Annotated in this window: 20 protein-coding genes and 1 pseudogene; 3 read left to right on the forward strand and 18 right to left on the reverse strand. The window is 57.9% G+C overall.

The window, feature by feature from the left end; all coding sequences use genetic code 11:
• From SB725_RS29295 to SB725_RS29355, 13 genes and pseudogenes are all read right to left on the reverse strand, one after another.
• Positions 1-232: pseudogene (locus SB725_RS29295) on the reverse strand (phage infection protein); the annotation flags it as partial.
• A 162-nt stretch (positions 233-394) separates the two neighbouring features.
• Complete coding sequence (locus tag SB725_RS29300; RefSeq protein WP_310267343.1) at positions 395-823, reverse strand: nuclear transport factor 2 family protein; 429 nt, start codon at positions 821-823, stop codon at positions 395-397.
• 3 nt (positions 824-826) lie between these two features.
• Positions 827-1,585 (reverse strand): SGNH/GDSL hydrolase family protein, encoded by a 759-nt coding sequence (locus tag SB725_RS29305; protein WP_410922946.1) that lies wholly within the window; start codon positions 1,583-1,585, stop codon positions 827-829.
• Between the two features lie 139 nt (positions 1,586-1,724).
• Positions 1,725-2,165: a phage infection protein gene (locus SB725_RS29310; protein WP_410922947.1), complete on the reverse strand. Its 441-nt coding sequence runs from the start codon at positions 2,163-2,165 to the stop codon at positions 1,725-1,727.
• 135 nt (positions 2,166-2,300) lie between these two features.
• Positions 2,301-2,993 carry an RES family NAD+ phosphorylase gene (locus SB725_RS29315; protein ID WP_059182737.1) on the reverse strand — a complete coding sequence of 231 codons (693 nt, stop codon included), beginning with the start codon at positions 2,991-2,993 and terminating at the stop codon, positions 2,301-2,303.
• Entirely contained in the window at positions 2,987-3,391 is a 405-nt protein-coding gene (locus SB725_RS29320; RefSeq protein ID WP_027924615.1) for an antitoxin Xre-like helix-turn-helix domain-containing protein, read from the reverse strand. The genes SB725_RS29315 and SB725_RS29320 overlap by 7 nt, the downstream gene beginning before the upstream one ends.
• 227 nt (positions 3,392-3,618) lie before the next feature.
• A complete protein-coding gene (locus SB725_RS29325; protein ID WP_027924614.1) occupies positions 3,619-4,374 on the reverse strand; it encodes a hypothetical protein in 756 nt (251 codons plus the stop codon).
• Positions 4,375-4,527: 153 nt separating this feature from the next.
• Positions 4,528-4,923, reverse strand: a complete 396-nt coding sequence (locus SB725_RS29330) for a hypothetical protein (RefSeq protein WP_059182739.1) — start codon at positions 4,921-4,923, stop codon at positions 4,528-4,530.
• A gap of 379 nt (positions 4,924-5,302) precedes the next feature.
• On the reverse strand, positions 5,303-5,998 hold the full coding sequence (gene arsH / locus SB725_RS29335; protein WP_027924612.1) for an arsenical resistance protein ArsH: 696 nt from the start codon (positions 5,996-5,998) through the stop codon (positions 5,303-5,305).
• 11 nt (positions 5,999-6,009) lie between these two features.
• Entirely contained in the window at positions 6,010-6,480 is a 471-nt protein-coding gene (locus SB725_RS29340; protein ID WP_059182740.1) for an arsenate reductase ArsC, read from the reverse strand.
• Positions 6,481-6,509: 29 nt separating this feature from the next.
• Entirely contained in the window at positions 6,510-7,793 is a 1,284-nt protein-coding gene (locus SB725_RS29345) for an arsenic transporter (RefSeq protein WP_027924610.1), read from the reverse strand.
• A 23-nt stretch (positions 7,794-7,816) separates the two neighbouring features.
• Positions 7,817-8,164 carry a metalloregulator ArsR/SmtB family transcription factor gene (locus SB725_RS29350; RefSeq protein ID WP_027924609.1) on the reverse strand — a complete coding sequence of 116 codons (348 nt, stop codon included), beginning with the start codon at positions 8,162-8,164 and terminating at the stop codon, positions 7,817-7,819.
• A 377-nt stretch (positions 8,165-8,541) separates the two neighbouring features.
• Positions 8,542-8,814, reverse strand: coding sequence for a hypothetical protein (locus tag SB725_RS29355; RefSeq protein ID WP_059182741.1), 273 nt, complete (start codon positions 8,812-8,814; stop codon positions 8,542-8,544).
• 441 nt (positions 8,815-9,255) lie between these two features.
• On the opposite strand from SB725_RS29355, the gene SB725_RS29360 reads away from it, so the two are divergent.
• Positions 9,256-9,915: a MarC family protein gene (locus SB725_RS29360; protein ID WP_027924607.1), complete on the forward strand. Its 660-nt coding sequence runs from the start codon at positions 9,256-9,258 to the stop codon at positions 9,913-9,915.
• A gap of 164 nt (positions 9,916-10,079) precedes the next feature.
• On the opposite strand, the gene SB725_RS29365 is transcribed toward SB725_RS29360, so the two are convergent.
• Complete coding sequence (locus tag SB725_RS29365; RefSeq protein ID WP_059182742.1) at positions 10,080-10,409, reverse strand: hypothetical protein; 330 nt, start codon at positions 10,407-10,409, stop codon at positions 10,080-10,082.
• A gap of 304 nt (positions 10,410-10,713) precedes the next feature.
• Between SB725_RS29365 and SB725_RS29370 the strand changes: the two genes are divergently transcribed.
• Complete coding sequence (locus SB725_RS29370; protein ID WP_059182743.1) at positions 10,714-12,072, forward strand: MATE family efflux transporter; 1,359 nt, start codon at positions 10,714-10,716, stop codon at positions 12,070-12,072.
• A gap of 42 nt (positions 12,073-12,114) precedes the next feature.
• Here the strand turns inward: SB725_RS29370 and SB725_RS29375 are convergent, their stop codons facing one another.
• Complete coding sequence (locus tag SB725_RS29375; RefSeq protein ID WP_410922948.1) at positions 12,115-13,158, reverse strand: hypothetical protein; 1,044 nt, start codon at positions 13,156-13,158, stop codon at positions 12,115-12,117.
• Positions 13,159-13,362: 204 nt separating this feature from the next.
• Between SB725_RS29375 and SB725_RS29380 the strand changes: the two genes are divergently transcribed.
• Positions 13,363-13,851 carry a phosphoribosyltransferase gene (locus tag SB725_RS29380; protein WP_410922949.1) on the forward strand — a complete coding sequence of 163 codons (489 nt, stop codon included), beginning with the start codon at positions 13,363-13,365 and terminating at the stop codon, positions 13,849-13,851.
• A gap of 24 nt (positions 13,852-13,875) precedes the next feature.
• Here SB725_RS29380 and SB725_RS29385 read toward each other — a convergent pair whose 3' ends face one another.
• From SB725_RS29385 to SB725_RS29395, 3 genes are read right to left on the reverse strand one after another with little or no spacing between them, the layout of a single operon-like run.
• A complete protein-coding gene (locus SB725_RS29385) occupies positions 13,876-15,219 on the reverse strand; it encodes a TolC family outer membrane protein (RefSeq protein WP_410922950.1) in 1,344 nt (447 codons plus the stop codon).
• A 1-nt stretch (position 15,220) separates the two neighbouring features.
• Positions 15,221-16,567, reverse strand: coding sequence for an HlyD family type I secretion periplasmic adaptor subunit (locus SB725_RS29390; protein ID WP_027926037.1), 1,347 nt, complete (start codon positions 16,565-16,567; stop codon positions 15,221-15,223).
• A complete protein-coding gene (locus SB725_RS29395; RefSeq protein ID WP_027926038.1) occupies positions 16,568-18,304 on the reverse strand; it encodes a type I secretion system permease/ATPase in 1,737 nt (578 codons plus the stop codon).
• Positions 18,305-18,360: the final 56 nt, after the last annotated feature.

The following is an 18,360-nucleotide window of genomic DNA, read 5'->3' on the forward strand; positions in this document are numbered from 1 at the left end:
TTTCGATCAGACGATCCGAGCCACCTTCAGCGACGCGTTTTTCGATCAGACGATCAGAGCCACCTTCAGCGACGCGTTTTTCGATCAGACGATCCGAACCCCCTTCAGCCACACGGCTTTCAATCAGGCGATCCGAGCCGCCTTCAGCGACTACAGGTTGAGCCGAAGTCGCGGCAAAAGCGTTCACTGCGAAAACCGAGAAAGCGATAGCGAGAAGGGTTTGGCGTTTCATGATGGTGTGCTCCGGGGTGCTTATGGGTTGGTATGGAGCTGATGTTACGCCGCGGATTTTTTATGAGAACTTCATTGAGTTGATGGTGACTATCGATGTCGGCAATGGATGATCGCGCGCGGTGATATCACCGCGCGGGAGGTGAGTTTCAGGCGTTTGGAATCAGGCTTTACTGGCCGCCAGATAAGCCCCAAGGCGTTGTCCCATTTGCTCGCCCAAGGCTTGCAAGCCGCTCAACGGACGGACCATCACCTCAAACTCGACGATTTTCCCGGTTTCGTTGAAGCGGATCATGTCGATGCCCTTCAACTGTTTCCCACCGACATTGGCGCTGAATTCCAGAACCACGTTCAAGCCGTCTGCTGTCGCCAGTTCGCGGTGGTAGGCGAAGTCCTCGAAGACTTTGACGACAGTGTTGAGAATCATCGACACCACGGCCGCGCCCGGATAAGGCGTGTGCGCCATCGGCGAGCGGAACACGGCGTGCGGGTCGAGCAAACCGGGCAGGGCGCTTAAGTCCGCCGTGCGGATCATCTCGTGCCATTGCTGCAAGGAGGCCGCGGCGTTGGGGTGCAGGTTCAGTTCAGACATTTTCTACTCCTGTATTTTTATTGTGGGTTGTGCAATGTCGAGGCGCGTGTTTTGGCGAAAACGTTGGCCGATGACCGCCGCTGCATCGTCCGCCCACTGACTGTATATCGCAGGACCCGGATGGAAGCCATCCCGTGCCATCGAGCCATTTATGGGGGCCAACCGGGTCGCCAGCAGCGTGCAGTGATCACTACGCTCAGCCAGTTCGGCAAGGCACGTGTTGAAAGCGCTAGCCCTAAGTCCCAGGTACCAACGCAGCGGTTGCGGCAGCGCGGGAAACAGGTGCATGGGTGGCAGCGGGGACAGCACGATCTGCTTTACCGCGTACCTCTCGCGCAGCAAGCCAATCAATCGATGTTGTCGGGCGACCCACTCGTCAGCCGCCAATGTGCTGGTGACATCGTTGACGCCGATAGACACCAGCGCCACATCGAAGGCCTCTGGAACGCTGTCTTCGAGCAACCCCAGCAGCGCTTGCGAATCAAGCCCGGACCTGGCCCAGAGTGTCCAGGACACGTGGTAATCATTGGCCAACTGGCTGACCAATTGGCCGCTGAGTGCTTCGTCTTGAGTCGACACCCCAACGCCAGCGGCGGCGCTGTCGCCCACAATCAACAACCGCAGGGCTACGCCGCTGCCGGCCATGCCTTGGCGTGCGCCCTCGGCTTCCGGCAGCCTGGGCGTTACCTTCCGGGTGTAAATGCCCTGCATGAGCAGCAAGGGGCCGAGCAGGATTTTGGCGAGCGTTTCAGTGTGGTTCATGCGGCGTGCCGAGTTGACCTAATGGTTATCAGCGATAGATGTACAACGCCCGCGTAGCGAGTGCACTAAAAATAGCTCACGAAAAAGCCCGGCTGATAAGGCCGGGCTTTTCATTGAGTACTGCGGTAAAGCCCTGCATTTATGCAGCGCGGCTTTCGATCAGACGGTCGGAACCACCTTCGGCAACGCGGTTCTGCATCAGGCGATCGGAACCATCAGCGGCTACGCGGTTTTCCATCAGATGGTCGGAACCATCAGCGGCTACGCGGTTTTCCATCAGATGGTCGGAGCCATCAGCGGCTACGCGGTTTTCCATCAGATGGTCGGAGCCATCAGCGGCTACGCGGTTTTCCATCAGACGATCCGAACCATCAGCGGCTACGCGGTTTTCCATCAGATGGTCCGAACCATCAGCAGCCACACGATTCTCGATCAAACGATCCGAACCCCCTTCAGCCACTCGGCTTTCAATCAGGCGATCCGAGCCGCCTTCAGCGACCACAGGTTGAGCAGAGGTTGCGGCAAAAGCGTTAACTGCAAAGACCAAGAAAGCGATAGCGAGGATAGTTTGGCGTTTCATGATGGTGTGCTCCGGGGTGTTTATGGGTTGGTATGGAGCGGATGTTACGCCGAGGGTTTTTTAAGAGAACTTCATTGGGTCAATGGTGACTATCGATGCCGGTAATGGATGCATCTGCCCCCGTTTTAGAGGCCTTCACGCTTCACTGATCTTGCTGACACTGGTGATTTGCCCATTCCAGACCATCTCGTAATGAGCCGTCTGAACAATCGATGCGACCGGTCGCGGCGTCATCAGCGCCCAGCAGTCACTGCCTGGCAGACGCACCGAGTGGTAACGAATACCGGGGCATCGCGCTTTTTTGATCAAGCTGCCCAGTTGACGGGAATGGGTGTAATCGTCGGGCGCGTAGATCGGGTCCGTCAGCGCAATGGACGTCGCATCTTTCATCGCCGCGTCGACAAAAGAACAGGACAGCCCGCGGAACACAAAGCGCTCATAGTTCAGGTTGCGGACATTCGACCAATACAGACTCTGGTGATGCCGGACTTCAGCCAGCGCCGTTTCCATGGTATCCGCCAGGTACAACACCCCAAAGCTGCCATCGCTGAACCGCGAACCCGCCGGGTTAACGTGGGTAAACGGCGCAATCGCGTAAGAGCAGCCAGGAATGCCGAACGGGATCTGATCCCGGGCAATCAACTCAAGACGACCGACTTCATTGTGCAGCCGGGGATTGGTCAGTGCCTGTATCTGATACAGCACGTCAAATTCGTCCGCGTCCGCCACGTCATCAAACAGCGCGATGGGTGGGTACTTCGAATTGACCAGTCGGTAGGCTTTTAACCGCTCGCCGGCACATTCTGCCAGTTCGCTCACCTTCACCATTGCGCGCCCCGCAGTACGTCAATGCGCCGAAAGGTTTCATACAGCGAAATCATATCGCCCTGGGCCATGATCTCGAGCGGGGTACGCCCGTTGAAAAACTCGTTGTCGTTGGCCATCGATACAAAGCCGTAGACGTTTTCCGGGTTGTCGAAAACCAGGCGCAAGGTTGCGTGGATGTTGAGGACAAAGCTGATGCGCTGCATCTGGTCAGCGTCCAGCGCCACCGCCCATTCGGGGTCTTGCTGCCGGGCGCGGGTGTAGGTGCTGCGGGAAATGCGCAGGATGCGACAGGCCTGCTCGCTGGACGCAGACCATTTTTCGAGAATGCCCACGGCTGCCCGCAAGCCCGTGACGCACTGGCTCTTGGTGAATGCTGGTTCCTGAAGGGGGACTGCCATGTGCTAAGCCTCAATTGATCCGCAGACTCAAAACTATATATATTGAATCTGCAGATCAATAGGGCGTCGACCAGTGGTTAGTTGATTTGCGATGCCGACTTCGGTTCGTTCGGCTTTATCCCCTTCTAACCGTAGCGGGTCAGGCAGGCACTCAAACGGCAGGAGCCAAAACCACAACAAAGCGGCGCTTTTGAATCCTGTGACGTGCCTGCCGTCAGCGGTGAGTGTTACAGCGTTGTGAGGTGCTTATTGAAGACGTCCAACGATTGGTGGCCTGTCGTTGGTTGAAAATTCACCCCTTCGAGAGGTGTGTGGGCGGCTCTGAGCAAACCGTCGTTGCGCTTTTCCGGGTTGAACAACAGGTACAGCTCCTGGCATTTTTTCACGATGCCAGCGGTGTCCAGCGTCGGGTTCTCTATCTTCGCCGTGATTTGATACACGGCGATGAAATCATTCAGCGACACCTCTTTCATATTCACGATCGATCGATAGAGCACAAATGCACTGACCTGGTCGCATTTACTTTTCAACGATGTGGAGGTGACCGAGCGCGACCAACCCGCAAAATCAAGGCGAATCATCGACGCGCCCTCAAGAATCGCGCAATACCTTCTGACCTCGCTTTCCGAACCTTGCGATGAGCCAAACAGCATGTCGACAAAGCCCGAGACGATCGTACCCACGGCGGATACGTTGTCTCCCGCAACGAAGCCTTTCACGGAGTCGTTGACGACATTGGTGATGTTTTTGGCATTATCTGATGTGTAGGCTTTTGTCTGATAGGTGAAGGATTGAATGGTTGAGATGGGGAATGTTTTATCCGTTCCCTGACCTGCACCCAACAGCGCTGTATTGATCAGTTGCGCGTAGTACTGGGATTTCGCCAGACCCAGCGCCATCAGCGTATCAAGATGCGCTGAACACTCATTTTTCATTTCTTCTGACAAATCCTGACCCAACAATGCTTTCGTTATTGCAGCCATGACGTTATCTCCATAGAAAAGTTATTTTCATGCGGATTCGTTGATATATCGAGTGGCCGTAAAGTGTTTGTTTGTCGTGCGCTAATCACCTCCTTTTGATTGGATTGTTCGTGATGTGAGAAGGGTTTTATTGTGCGGCTATATAAGCATTAGCTACCATTCGTTGTGTGCCTTTATGCCGCGCTTGATGTAGGCCAGTTCGTCTTCGGTTAAATGATCCTGGGCGGCCAGGCTTTCAATCACGGAAAGTATTTTTTCTTTAAAAATTTGATCGTCGATGTCTCCTACAACATGCATATGCAATTCAGGTGTTGAGGCGTCTTCTTCGTCAAGATGCATTGTGCCGTGGCTTGGACTTGAGCCATCAACCGCTGTCAATTGAAGCTTTTCAACCAGGTCGGCGAGGTGGACCTGGGCCGGGGCTCGATACTCCGGGACGCTGCGCCAATGAAAGGTCGCGGCGGTTGCACTCAGTACAATGCGATTGAAGTCTTTTTTATCGACCACTATTAGAGTGCATCCATTTTTGTCAGGGAAATCTCCAGGCATACAAATCTCCAGATTGGGTTCTGTTAAAAGTTCGTGGCGCCAGAGTGCTAACACTTTATACAAGCGAGGCGAAGGCACCACTTGAATAAATGAGTTAGGCCGCACGCTAGGCAAAGGCTTAGCGAGTGACAAGATTGTGAATGGGTTTCAGCGACCTGCGCGCTGACTGGAACAACCATAGACCATGCGCTAACAAGCACTTCAACAACACATAGAATATGTGGCAATAAACAACTCAACCCCGAAGACTATGTGGGCGCAAGCCATACAGGGTGCGCCCCATTAAGAGGGCGCCAAAATACGCGTCTTGTTTGAGTCGTGCAGTGTTTGTCACCAGCATCTTGATAAAAACCAAGGGATTGATGAACGATTCAGGCTTTCAAATCGACCGCTGATTCACCCGCTGACTCAACTCCTGCGCCGTCTCCTTGCGCTCCGAATAACGGTCAACCAGATCCGGGCGATCCCGTAGCAGCAACGTGAACTTCACCAGCTCTTCCATGACGTCGACGACCCGGTCGTACAGCGCGGAGGGTTTCATGCGATTCCCTTCGTCAAATTCCAGAAAGGCTTTCGGCACGGAAGACTGGTTGGGGATCGTGAACATGCGCATCCAACGCCCCAGCACGCGCAACTGGTTGACCACGTTAAACGATTGGGAGCCACCGCAGACCTGCATCACCGCCAGCGTTTTTCCCTGGGTCGGGCGCACGGCGCCCAACGCCAGCGGCACCCAGTCAATCTGTGCCTTGAACACGGCCGACATGGAACCGTGGCGCTCGGGTGAACACCAGACCTGTCCTTCAGACCACTGCATCAGCTCAAGCAGCTCCTGGACTTTCGGGTGATCGTTCGGCGCATCGTCCGGCAGTGGCAGTCCCGAGGGATTGAAGATGCGCGTCTCTGCACCGAAGTGTTCGAGCAGACGGGCGGCTTCTTCGACCAGCAGCCGACTGAACGACCGTGCGCGGGTCGACCCGTACAGCAACAGGATTCGTGGCTTGTGCTGGCCGTCGTGATCGTTGGCGATGGGCTCAATCAAAGACGCATCGAGATTAGGCAGAGGGTGGCTCATGGGGGCTCCGGTTACAGGGTGCTGATGCGGTCGAGTTCGCGCTTCAATGCATCGCGATCAAGCTCGGCGAAGGGCAGGGCGAGGAAGGCCCGGCAGCGCGTTTCGATACGCGCCAGGGTCGAGTGGAAGGCTGCGGAGACGGCCGCCTCATCGCCCTTCACCTCGGAGGGATCCTCCAACCCCCAATGGGCTTTCAACGCCGGACCGAAGTACACCGGGCACGTCTCTCCGGCAGCCTTGTCGCAGACGGTGATCACAATGTCCGGCGGGTTGGCCTCGAAGGCGTCGTTGCCTTTGCTGCTCAACCCGTCGATCGATATTCCGGCCTCTTGCAACGTGGTCAGGCTGCGCGGCAGCACTTGTCCTTTGGGGAAGCTGCCGGCGCTGACAGCCTCGAAACCGTCCGGCGCCAGATGATTGAACATCGCTTCGGACAGGATGCTGCGGCAACTATTGGCGGTACACATAAACAGGACGCGCATGGTGATTCCTCTTTGAAGACGCTCAGGTGCTAAACGCTCAGGCGTAAGGCCAGGGCAGACAAGGTAATGAACAGAATCGGCAGCGTCAGAATGACGCCCACCTTGAAGTAGTATCCCCACGTAATACGAATGCCCTTGCGCTCCAGGACGTGCAGCCAGAGCAAGGTTGCGAGGCTACCGATGGGGGTGATTTTGGGCCCCAGGTCCGAGCCGATGACATTGGCGTAGATCATCGCTTCACGTACGACGCCGGTGGCCTCGCTGGCCTGGATCGACAGCGCGCCCACCAACACCGTCGGCATGTTGTTCATGGCGGACGACAGCAATGCGGTGAGCAAGCCCGTCCCCAGCGCGGCACCCCAGACACCATATTCGGCCAGGTGATTCAGGGCCGTCGTCAGATAGCCGGTGAGGCCAGCGTTCTTCAGCCCATACACCACCAGGTACATGCCCAGCGAAAACGTCACGACCTGCCAGGGTGCTTCGCGCAGCACACGCCGGGTTGAAATCACATGCCCACGCGCCGCAACGGCGAACAGCATCGCAGCGCAGGCTGCTGCAATGACACTGATTGGAATGCCCAGCGGTTCCAGCGCAAACAACCCGATCAGCAACAAACCCAAAACCATCCAGCCGACGCGAAAGGTCAGCGGATCCCGCACGGCATGCCGCGGGTCTTGCAGGTCATCCAGTGAGTAGCGCTCGGGTATGTCACGGCGGAAAAACCAGTACAGCACGGTGAGCGTAGTGCCTACGGCAACGAAGTTGACCGGCACCATGACAGAGGCGTACTCGCTGAAGCCCAGACCGAAGTAGTCGGCTGAAACGATGTTGACGAGGTTCGACACCACCAACGGCAAGCTGGCAGTGTCGGCAATAAAGCCTGCCGCCATGACGAACGCCAGAGTCGACGCAGGGGAGAAGCGCAGGGCAAGCAAGATCGAAATCACGATCGGGGTCAAAATCAGTGCCGCACCGTCATTGGCAAACAGCGCGGATACAGCGGCCCCCAACAAAACCGTGAAGGCGAACAGGCGTCGGCCATCACCCTTGGCCCAGCGCGCCACGTGCAGCGCGGCCCACTGAAAAAAGCCGGCTTCGTCGAGCAGCAGGCTAATGATGATGACCGCCACAAACGTGGCGGTAGCGTTCCAGACAATGCCCCATACCAGTGGAATATCGTTCAGCGTCACGACGCCCGTGATTAATGCCAGAACTGCCCCGAACGTGGCGCTCCAGCCGACACCCAGTCCCTTGGGCTGCCAGATGACCAATACGATGGTGACCAGAAAAATAGCGAATGCAATGAACATAAAAGACTCGGCAGGCGATGGGGTCAGCAGCAGGCGGTGGTGTTGAGAGGGCGGTCGCCCATCGCGTCGAGTCGAGCGCTGTTTTCCTCAAGCCAGGCGGTGTTGGCCGCTAGCGTGGTCTCAAGAATGGTGCGCACCCAACCCGGCAAATCAGGATTGAGCCGGTAGTAGACCCACTGACCCTGACGTCGATCGAGCAACAGGCCACATGCGCGAAGCTGCGCCAGATGGCGGGAGATTTTCGGTTGACTGTCGTTCAGGGCGCAGACCAGTTCGCACACGCACAGCTCACCCTCGCGGGTGATGAGCAACGTGGCCCGCGCACGGGTTTCGTCGGACAGGCATTTGAATACGGCGGCAGGGGTCAGCATGGACACGGCTCGATACATATGGTTATTCGAATATACGTTTATCCATATGTTTATGGCAAGCAGCGAACTTCAATCCAGCGAGTGAGTTCGATGAGCAGTCGCTGGATACCCCTGAAGTCCTCAGGACTGTTTTGGCGGGTAGTTGCCGCGCATTCCCCCGGACTTGTTGCCCGTTTTGCTCGGCAGGTTAGGCACGACCGGGCGGGATCTGGGTTGAGGGTTGGAGCGGCTTCGTGGTTGAGGTTGTTTGCTCATGGTCAGCCTCCTGACGGGGCAGGGTTTCGCTCGTTCAGCTTCCTCATAAAGCTTAGCCTGCCGGGTGATAGAGGTTACACGGTAAAACCAAAGCGGGCGCCTGATAGGGCGCCCGTCTTTATTTACTCCGCCACCTGGGCTCGCAAACGTCGACCGATCACGTCCATCAAGTCACAGCCATCGCGCAACGGAATGGCCAGCAGTTTGGAAAAGTCCGACAGCACCACCGTGTCGCAACCGAGCTCGGCGCGGAAGGCGATGTTCTCCAGGACTTGAGTGACAGTGCGGATGCGGTAGTCGGCCATGGCTTGCAGGACGTCGAGCGGGGCTTGGGTGTCGATGAGCAGGGAGGCCGGGATCAGGTCGATTCCGGTGAGGGGCATGTATCTTTCCATAGAAGTAGTCTCGTTTAGTGTGTTGAGACTGCCCACATGTCGTCGCCAAACGAAATGGGTGGCAGTTGTGCGCAGGTTGGCGAACCGGAAACGAGTAACCGGCAGACCCGAAGGTCTCCCGCGCACAACCGCCATAGAACTGCGGTTTTGCGGATGCGCTGACGCCTGCAATAAGCAGACGCCCTCGCACTCGTATAACAGGTCGCCAAACCTGGTCGCCATTCTGAGCGACGGGGCGGACTATAAGCTTCATCGGAACGACGGGCAAGGTGAGGGTTTCCGAGATAAGTGTAGGACCAGATCCGCATCCTTTGTCAGTCATCGACTGACCTTTCCTGAACCAGCGCCACCTGTGCCGCAGCGCCAGATTGAGCTCTAAACGGGCTCATCGCCCATCATCCGCTAAGGTGATGTAACGCGGTCTCTCCTCGAAGGTGCGCCATGAACACCTATGTAACGCTGTTTGTCGGCATGTTTACCACGTTACTGGCCATCATCAACCCGCTAGAGGCGATTCCCGTGTTCCTTGGCATGTTGCAAGGCAAGGACACTGCCGAGCTCCGTCGGGTAGCCCGCAGAGCCTGTTTCTTTGCGTTATTGCTGATGTTCTTTTTCCTGATTTTCGGCAACCTGCTCCTGCGACTGTTCGACGTCCCCCTGAGCATGATCCGGGTGGTCGGTGGGGTGATTCTGATGCGGATCGGTTTCGAGCTGTTCGCCCCCACGCCCAACAGCAGCCTGATTCCCACTGGTCACGACGCCGACCAGGACGTGTCTTTCATCCCCCTGGCCATGCCCATCATGTTTGGCCCCGGTGCGATTGCCACCGTGATCGGCCTGACCAGCACCATCAAAGACGCCAGTCATGCGGTGCTGTCTTTCGCCGTCGTGGCGCTGGCCATCTGCGCCACGATGTTCACCACCTATTTGTCACTGGCTTACGCTCAAGTCATCCTCAAAACGATTGGCCCGCAAGGCATCGATGCCGCCACGCGCATTGTCGGGTTCTTCGTCTCTGCCATGGGGGTTGGTCTGATCTTTCATGGCACGGTGGAGTTTTTGCAATCGTACGGGGTGTTGCTGCATGGCGGGGTGGGGTAGGGCTGGATCGTTGTGTTGGCCTGAAAAACAGGATTATTAACCAATGTGCGCTGAAGCAGCGTTGGATAAGCGGTGACGGATCTACTTGGTAAAAAATAGATCTGTCACCCTTGTCGGTCACCCTTGTCGCAGTTACAAGGAGTCGCTGCACCACTCGAGGTCGCCTAATAGCAAATGCGTCCACAGAAGGTGAGTGCCTCGACTTTATTGCCCCGGGTGCCGCCCAAGCGCCAACTGGTGAATTTCCCCTCCGGCAAATTCTCACGCTTGACGACTTCCATGTGTAGCGTGCGGGCGTCCGGATCATTGCTTTCCAGCAAAATTTCATCCCTATTCATTGTGAAATGATCATGTAGCAAGAAAAGTCCAAAACGCTCGGTATTTTCATGCCGTTTTAGCAATTCACAAAGCTCGCCAATGAAGAGTGCATCCTTCTCGTCAAGCGGCCGCGCCTCTGCGAAGGATGGGGTGCTGGATTGGGTATCTTCGTTCATGAGAGATGTCTCCTTACATTTGATTAATGAGTGGACTGGTCACGTACCTGGTCATTGGCTTCCCGCTGGCCATCGCAGTCTGGTGATATCAAGCCGCTACTCTCATCGATGCGTCTACTGTCAGAAATAACAGGTTGGGCATTTTTTTGATCAACGGTCGCTGAGGCATTCAGTAATGCACATCTTTTGTAATCGGGGAGGATGCCGGAACCGTCGAAAACCCCGTCGAGAAACGATCCACCGCGCTTAATTCTTGTGGCGTAGAATCCCCAAACCGCGCGCCCACACCCGAGACGGACCCTCAATGCAAACCCCCACCCACCCCATCCCCCTCTGGAAAACCTACCTTCTTTTCCTCGCCCCGATGGTCCTGTCGAACTTTCTCCAGTCCATGTCCGGCACGGTCAACAGCATCTACATCGGCCAAATGCTCGGCACGCAATCCCTGGCCGCCGTGTCCGGCATGTTCCCCATTGTCTTTTTCTTCATTGCCCTGGTCATCGGCCTCGGCGCAGGGGCGGGTGTGCTCATTGGCCAAGCGTGGGGTGCGCGTGAACCGCATCTGGTGAAAACCATTGCCGGCACCACCTTGCTGCTCGGGGCAATGATCGGCCTGACCGCCGCCGTCCTCGGCAGTGTGTTTGCGCGGTCGGCCTTGCAGGGGTTGGGCACGCCGGCTGATGTACTGGACGACGCCGTGGCCTATGCCCACGTGATGATGTGGATCATGCCGTCGCTGTTGGTCTACGTGCTGTTCACCCAACTGCTGCGCGGGGTCAGCGATACGGTGTCGCCGCTGATTGCGTTGGTGGTGTCGACCTGTATTGGGTTGGCGCTGACGCCGGCGTTGATTCGGGGTTGGTTCGGGTTGCCGATGATGGGGATTCAGAGTGCGGCGTATGCCGGGTTGGCGGGTAACTTGTCGGCGATGGGGTGGCTGGCGTGGCGGTTGATTCGCAAGGGGCATCCGTTGGCGCCGGATCGGGAGATGTTTGCGGCGATGAAGCTGGACCGGGAGATTCTCGGCAAGGTGTTGCGCATCGGGCTGCCGACCGGGTTGCAGATGGTGGTGTTGTCAGTGTCGGAACTGGTGATTCTGGCGCTGGTGAACCGGCACGGTTCGCAGGCGACGGCGGCGTATGGGGCGGTGACGCAGATCGTCAATTACGTGCAGTTTCCGGCGCTGTCGATTGCGATCACCGCGTCGATCCTCGGGGCTCAAGCGATTGGGGCAGGGCGCCTTGAGCGCATGGGGCCGATTTTGCGCACGGGGTTGCTGATCAATGTGTGCCTGACGGGCGGATTGGTGGTGCTGGGTTACCTGCTGTCGCACTGGTTGTTGGGGCTGTTCCTCACCGATGACTCGACGCGGGCAATGGCCGAGCACCTGTTGCACATCATGCTCTGGAGCTTGTTGGTGTTTGGCTTCCAGGCGATTGTCGGCGGCATCATGCGCGCCAGCGGCACGGTGTTGGTGCCGATGGCGGTGTCGATTTTCTGCGTGGTCCTGGTGCAATTGCCGGTGGCGTATGTGCTGGACGGGCACTTTGGTTTGCAAGGCGTGTGGATGGCGTTTCCGGTGGCGTATCTGGGGATGCTGGCGTTGCAGACGGCGTATTACCGGTTTGTCTGGCGGCATCAGCGGATCGAACGGTTGGTGTAAGGCTGATGTGCGTGTTATCCATGCTGTCGGCGTTGTAGCGTGTCAGTTTACGAGTGATGTGCGAAAGCTCACGATGGCTTCTCGATAGCTATCGATGTTTCTGAGAATGTGGTCGTCTTCGGTCATCCTGATCATCTGATCGACATTCATTGGATCAATCTCAAGATCCAATTCTGTTCCATGGTTTTCCAACAGCCCGATACAAAGCTGAGCGAGAGCCAGCAATCTAAGCCAAAGGATTGATTGAGACGTGGCTACGAAACCAGTAATCAAGTGGGGCACAGGTTCCATTTGCCGTGCAAAGTTCCTATCACTCAACTTGTCTGCGAATTCATCAAAACGCATGATTCGCTCCGGCAGATTGGGGGAGTCCTGGACGGTCAGGTTCGAAGCAATCATACCCAGTACGTCATAGAAGATATGTTGGGTTTGGCCATTCCAGTCTTCGTTTGGATGTCCCAGCGACACTTTCCCGCTTGAAAGGCACATGAATGCCTGTCGTTTGAATTTGAGGAGGGACCGCATGGCTGGGTCTACTGCGAAGTCGGCATAGGCGATTTGTCTTTCGATTAACTCACTGACAGCGAGAACTCTGAGCATCCGGTACGCAGTGCTCTGCCCAAAGTAGCGTTTTATGGACATGTCGAAGGTTATCTTTGCATCGCCGATTCTGGTCACTCGGTTGGTCAGTTCGGCTGCGGCGATCAAGAGCTGGTATCGGAGTGGGCCAACGGCCAGGTACAGCCGTTTTCTGGCTTCCGAGCGGTAGGTCCGATCGGCGGTTTTCTCACCCAGGTATTCTTCAATTTCCTTTTTGAGTTGCGCCTCGCCTTCGGCCTTTACAGTATTTACGCGCTGATCAAGTGCAGCCTTGTGAGTTGCGAGTGTTTCATTGATTTTCGCGTCATAGTCTTTCAGGTCCTTGGAGAGTCGATGGTCCAACAATCGTTTTGAAAGGTATTGAGCGGCAGTAATACTGACAACGCCCGTTGTTGTCATCGCAGTTAGCAGCGAACCAATATCCATTTCATAGATCATTTTTTTATCCGGGATGCACTCGGCACGATGTTTTGATTGACTAAACATAGCTGGCTGCTTAACAAACAGGCGGATTTTTGTCGTCTTACATATGGTGATCTAATCAGCAGATTAGCGTCCGTCACACCTGGCTTCAGCTCAGGCAGTTGGATACCAGGCTGGCCGAACTTGCTGTCAGCCGCGCCCAGGCCGACAATTCCTCGGGACTGCGTGATGAAACCGGCAGGCGTGATTACCTGAGGAGGTTTTCTAATGAGTCCCTCATCGCCCACGATTTTGCAGGACCGGCCGGCAGCGGGGCGGCGTCTGGTGGCGCCGTTGCTTGCTTACGCCAATCGCCCGGACGTGATCGTTCTCGCCTTGCCCCGAGGCGGCGTGCCGGTGGCGTATGAAGTGGCCACGGCGCTGGATGTTCGTCTCGACCTGATGCTGGTGCGCAAGCTCGGTGTGCCGTCGCACGAAGAGTTCGCCATGGGCGCGATTGCCAGCGGCGGCATCCAGATTCTCAATCAACAGGCGCTGCGGGTGCACCCGATTGATCAGGCTGCGTTCGACGCGGTGGTGGCGCGGGAGACGCGGGAGCTGCTGCGCCGTGAAGTCGATGAACTGGTATGCCCGATCATGCCGGAGTGGCTGATGTCGATCGGGCATTGGTACATGGATTTTTCCCAGACATCGGATGCCGAGGTCATGCGGTTGTTGCAGCAGGCTTGGGCGAAAGAGGACTCTTCCGGTCAATAATTGCCTGGCCAAAAAACCTTTCGCTCAAAACGACAACTTCGGTCCCAGGTAGGCATTGGCGCTGGCGATGTCATCATCGCCCAGTGCCCCGACATTTGCCGCCAACCGCAGTTTGGCCAACAGGTAGCGCAGTTTGGCTTCGAACAGGTCGCGGCGGGCGGTGTAAAGCTGTTCCTGGGCGTTGAGGATGTCAACGTTGGTGCTGCTGCCCGCGAGGAAGCCTTTTTTCGAGGAGTCCACTGAGCGTTCGCTGGACTTCACCGCTTTTTCCAGTGCGTGGATACGCGCTTCGCCGCTTTGTACGCCGCGAAACTCGCGGGTGGTTCCCGAGATGATTTCTTCCCGGGTGGCATTCAGGTCATCTTCGGCCTGATCCCGGGTAGCAACGCTTTGCCGCGCCCGGGCGCTGACGTAGCCGCCGCTGTACAACGGAATGTTCAACTCCACGCCGGCAGAAGAGTAGCGGTTACGCTGGTTTTGAGTGGACAGGGTTTCGCTGTCGGCAGCGGTGTAGCCCACCACCAGATCAAGGGTCGGCCAGTGACCGGCCTTGGCCTTGGCGACTTCCTCGTCGGCGGTGTTGACGTTCAAGCGTCGTGCACGGATCGAGGGGCTGTCGGTACCCGCACGGATGATCCATTCCTGCAGATTGTCCGGTTGCAGAGGCGGCGTGGGGAAGGTGTCTTGCAGCGTGGCGATTTCATCGGGTGTCTGACCGAGATATTCCTGCAACAGGCGCCGGGCCACGGTCACGCTGTCCTCGGCTTCGATCAGCTCGGCTTGGGCCAAGTCGCGGCGCGACACCGCTTCGTCGACGTCAGTGATGGTGCCGTCGCCCAGGTCCTTGCGTCGTTGCGTCGAGGCCACTTGTTCGTTGAAGGAATTGAGTTTGGCCGTCGCCAGCGCCACGGTTTCGTGGGCCAGCAGTACATCAAAATAGCGCCCGGCCAGTTTCACGGCCGCATCCTGTGCCTTGCCGTCGAACACGGCCACGCCGTACTCGGCCTGATACTCGCCTTGGCGATACTCGGCCATTTTCTGTTTGTTGAAGAGCGGTTGGCGCAGCTGCAAGGTCGCGCCCCGCGAGTTGTAGTTCAGGTCGTTGGTGTGGCTGTTGCCGAAAAAGTCCGGTTGTTTTTGCGTGCCGTTGATGTGGTTGTCGAAGGCGGTGATGCCGATTTTCGGCAGCACGCCGGATTGACCGATGGCGCGGTTTTCCAGCGCGGCATCGCGTTCGTGACCGGCGGAAAGGTAGGTCGGGCCCTGAAACTGCATCAAGTTCCAGGACTCGCGCAGGTCCAGCGCCGCCACCGACTGCGCCACGCACAGCGACGCGGCAAAACCGATAAAACGTCGTCCGCGGTTCACGTCACTGCTCCTTAAAGGCGCTGTTGACCCGGTCCAGCAGTGGTTTCAACAGGTAACTCATCATGTTGCGCTCGCCCGTCTTGATGGTGACGGAGGCGGGCATGCCCGCGCGAATATGGTTGCTGCCCAGCATGGCCATGCCGGCGGGTGTCACTTCGATCTGCGCCAGGTAATAGGGCTGTTTGTTGTCGTCGCTGACCAGGCGGTCGGCGGAAATGGTCAGCACCTGGCCCGGAATGTTCGGGGTCTGCACGTGGTTGAACGCAGGGAATGAAATGGTCACCGGCAGGCCTGGCGTCATCCGGTCGATGGCTTGCACCGGCACCATCGCGTCGATCTGCAACGGTTCGTGGGCCGGCACGATTTCCATGATCTTGAAACCGGGCGCGATCACGCCGCCGATGGTCGACACGTTCAAGCCCTGGACCACGCCGTCGATGGGCGAGCGGATCACCGTGTGCCGGACTTGATAGTCCAGCGCCTGCAAACGATCGGTGAGGGCGCTGTTTTCTTTCTGCACGTCGGCCAGCAGCGACTGCACTTCCTTGCGGTAGTCGTACTCGCGCTGAAGGATGCGCAGCTTGATGTCAGCGACCTGGCCCCGCGCCTTGGCAATGTTGTTCAGGTTGTCGGCCTGGGAGGCATTGAGGTCAGAACCGGTGCGTTCAAGTTCGAGCATCCGGTTGCGGGGCACATAGCCTTCGGCGGCGAGTTGACGGACCCCGACCAGTTCCTGATTGAGAAACCCGATCTGCGCGGAACGGGCACCGTAGATGTGCTGCAAGCCCTTGATCTGCGCTTCGGCGGAGTTGAGCGACTCGCGCAGGATGCCAATCTCGCCCTCAAGGCTGGTGCGCCGCGTGGCGAACAGATGACGCTGCAGGCTGATGGCGTCGTTCAGATGATCGTTGCCCGCGTAACGCTGCAACATGGCGGGGTCGAACACCACGTCGGCAGCGCCATCGCGCTCGGCCTCAAGGCGGTTTTCCATGGTTTTGGTGGCGATGTACTGCGCGTTCACCACCCCTTGTTCCGAGAGTGCCTGGGTGGCGTCGAGTCGAACCAGTTCCTGGTCCTTGCTGACGCTGTCACCTTCGCGCACCAGAATCGCTTCGACACTGCCACCCGTGAGGTGCTGGATGGTTTTGCGGTTGCTGGTGACCTTGACCGTGGCGGTGGCGACAATGCCGGCGTCCAGCGGTGCCAGCCAGGACCAGAGCAGAAATCCGCCAAAACCGAGGATCACCAGCAACACGCCCCAACGTGCCGGACGGTGGTCATCGACATCGATACTGGCCGCCGCACGCAGCAAATCCTGGCCACGCGGATCGAGACTCACGGCGCCCATTTATTCTCTCCCGCGAACGGCTGACAGGGTTGGAGCGCCCACCGTCGGCAGCACGCTGGTTTGACGCAATGCCGCAAACACTTCGTCCCGGGGACCGAACAATTGCGTGCTGCCTTCGCGCAGCATCAGGACTTTGTCGACGGTGCCGAGGATGCTCGGGCGGTGGCTGATCAGCACCGTGGTGCACCCTCGGGATTTGAGGTCTTCGAGCACATCGATCAGGGCTTTTTCCCCGGCGTCGTCGAGGTTGGCGTTCGGTTCATCGAGCACGATGATCGACGGCTCGCCGTACAACGCACGGGCCAGGCCGATGCGCTGGCGTTGCCCACCGGACAGCGGGTTGCCGTCGACATCCAGGGTGGTGTCATAACCGTGGGCAAACCGCAGAATCATGTCGTGTACACCGGCCCGTTTGGCCGCCACGATCACCGCGTCACTGTCGACCTCACCGAAACGGGCGATGTTGTCGGCGATGCTGCCTTCGAACAATTCCACATCCTGCGGCAGGTAACCGACCCAGGGGCCGAGCTCTTCCTTGTTCCATAGATAGACGTCCACGCCGTCGAGCCGTACCTTGCCGCTTTGCGCCGGCCAGATGCCCACCAGCAGGCGCGCCAAGGTGGATTTGCCCGACGCGGACGGGCCGATAATGCCCAGCGATTCGCCTGGCGACAGGTTGAAGTGCGGCCCGCGAATGATCGATTGGCTCATGCCTGGCGCGCCAGCGTGCAAGTGCTCGACCGAAAGCATGCCCAGTGGCCGTTGCAGTTTCATCGCATCGGCCCGGGGCGGAAATGCTTGCAGCAGCTGCTTGAGCCGCGACCAGGCGCGGCGGCTGGTGAGCAATTGCTTCCAGGCGCCGATCAGTTGCTCCACCGGTGCCAGCGCGCGACCGCTGAGGATTGAGCAAGCGATCATCATGCCGGGAGTAATCGAGCCTTCGATGGCCAGCAGGGCGCCGGTGCCGAGGATCAACGATTGCAGGGCGATCCGCACGAACCGCCCCAAACCACTGATGTAGGCCGCCCGGTCGGAGGCCAGGGTCTGCATTTCGAGAATCCGCAGGTGGCTGCCGAACCAGCGCTGGGTGATGGCCGGCAGCATCCCCATGGCTTCGATGACTTCGGCGTTGCGTAGATTGTTGTTGGCGAAAGTGCCCGAGATTTGTGACGCCAGGTTCGCCTCGCTCAACGGCTTTTTGGTGGCAATTTCGGTGAGCCAGGTCAGGGACACCAGGATCAGCGATCCGCACAGGGTGACGATCCCGAGCAAGGGGTGAATCAGGTAGGCGACGAACAGGTAAATGGGCGTCCATGGCGCATCGAAGAACGCGAACAACCCGTTGCCGGTCAGAAACTGCCGGACCTGCGCCAGATCTTGCAGGGCCTGGGCGGGGTTGCCGCCGGCCCGCTGCAGGTTGCGCTCGAACGCGGCGGTAAAGACACGACGGTTCAAGGCCATGTCCAGACGATTGCCGACCCGGATCAGCACGCGGGTACGCACCACTTCCAACATGGCCAGCAAGGTGTACAAACCGATCATCAGTAAGGTCAGCATCAGCAGCGTGGTGAGGTTGCTGCTGACCAGCGCCCGGTCATACACCTGCAGCATGTAAATGGCCGGGGCCAGCATCAGCACGTTGATCACACCACTGAACCCGGCCAGCGAATAAAACGTATGGCGCAGCCGAAAAAGCACCTCGGCCAACTCGGATCGCTGCTGGGTTTTGTTGTCCATCGGAGGGTCCCCGAACCGTGGATTCATGTACCTCAGCGTAGGGGAACGACTGTTGG

This window comes from Pseudomonas sp. SIMBA_041, from assembly GCF_046535095.1.
Taxonomy (GTDB): Bacteria; Pseudomonadota; Gammaproteobacteria; order Pseudomonadales; family Pseudomonadaceae; genus Aquipseudomonas; species Aquipseudomonas mucoides.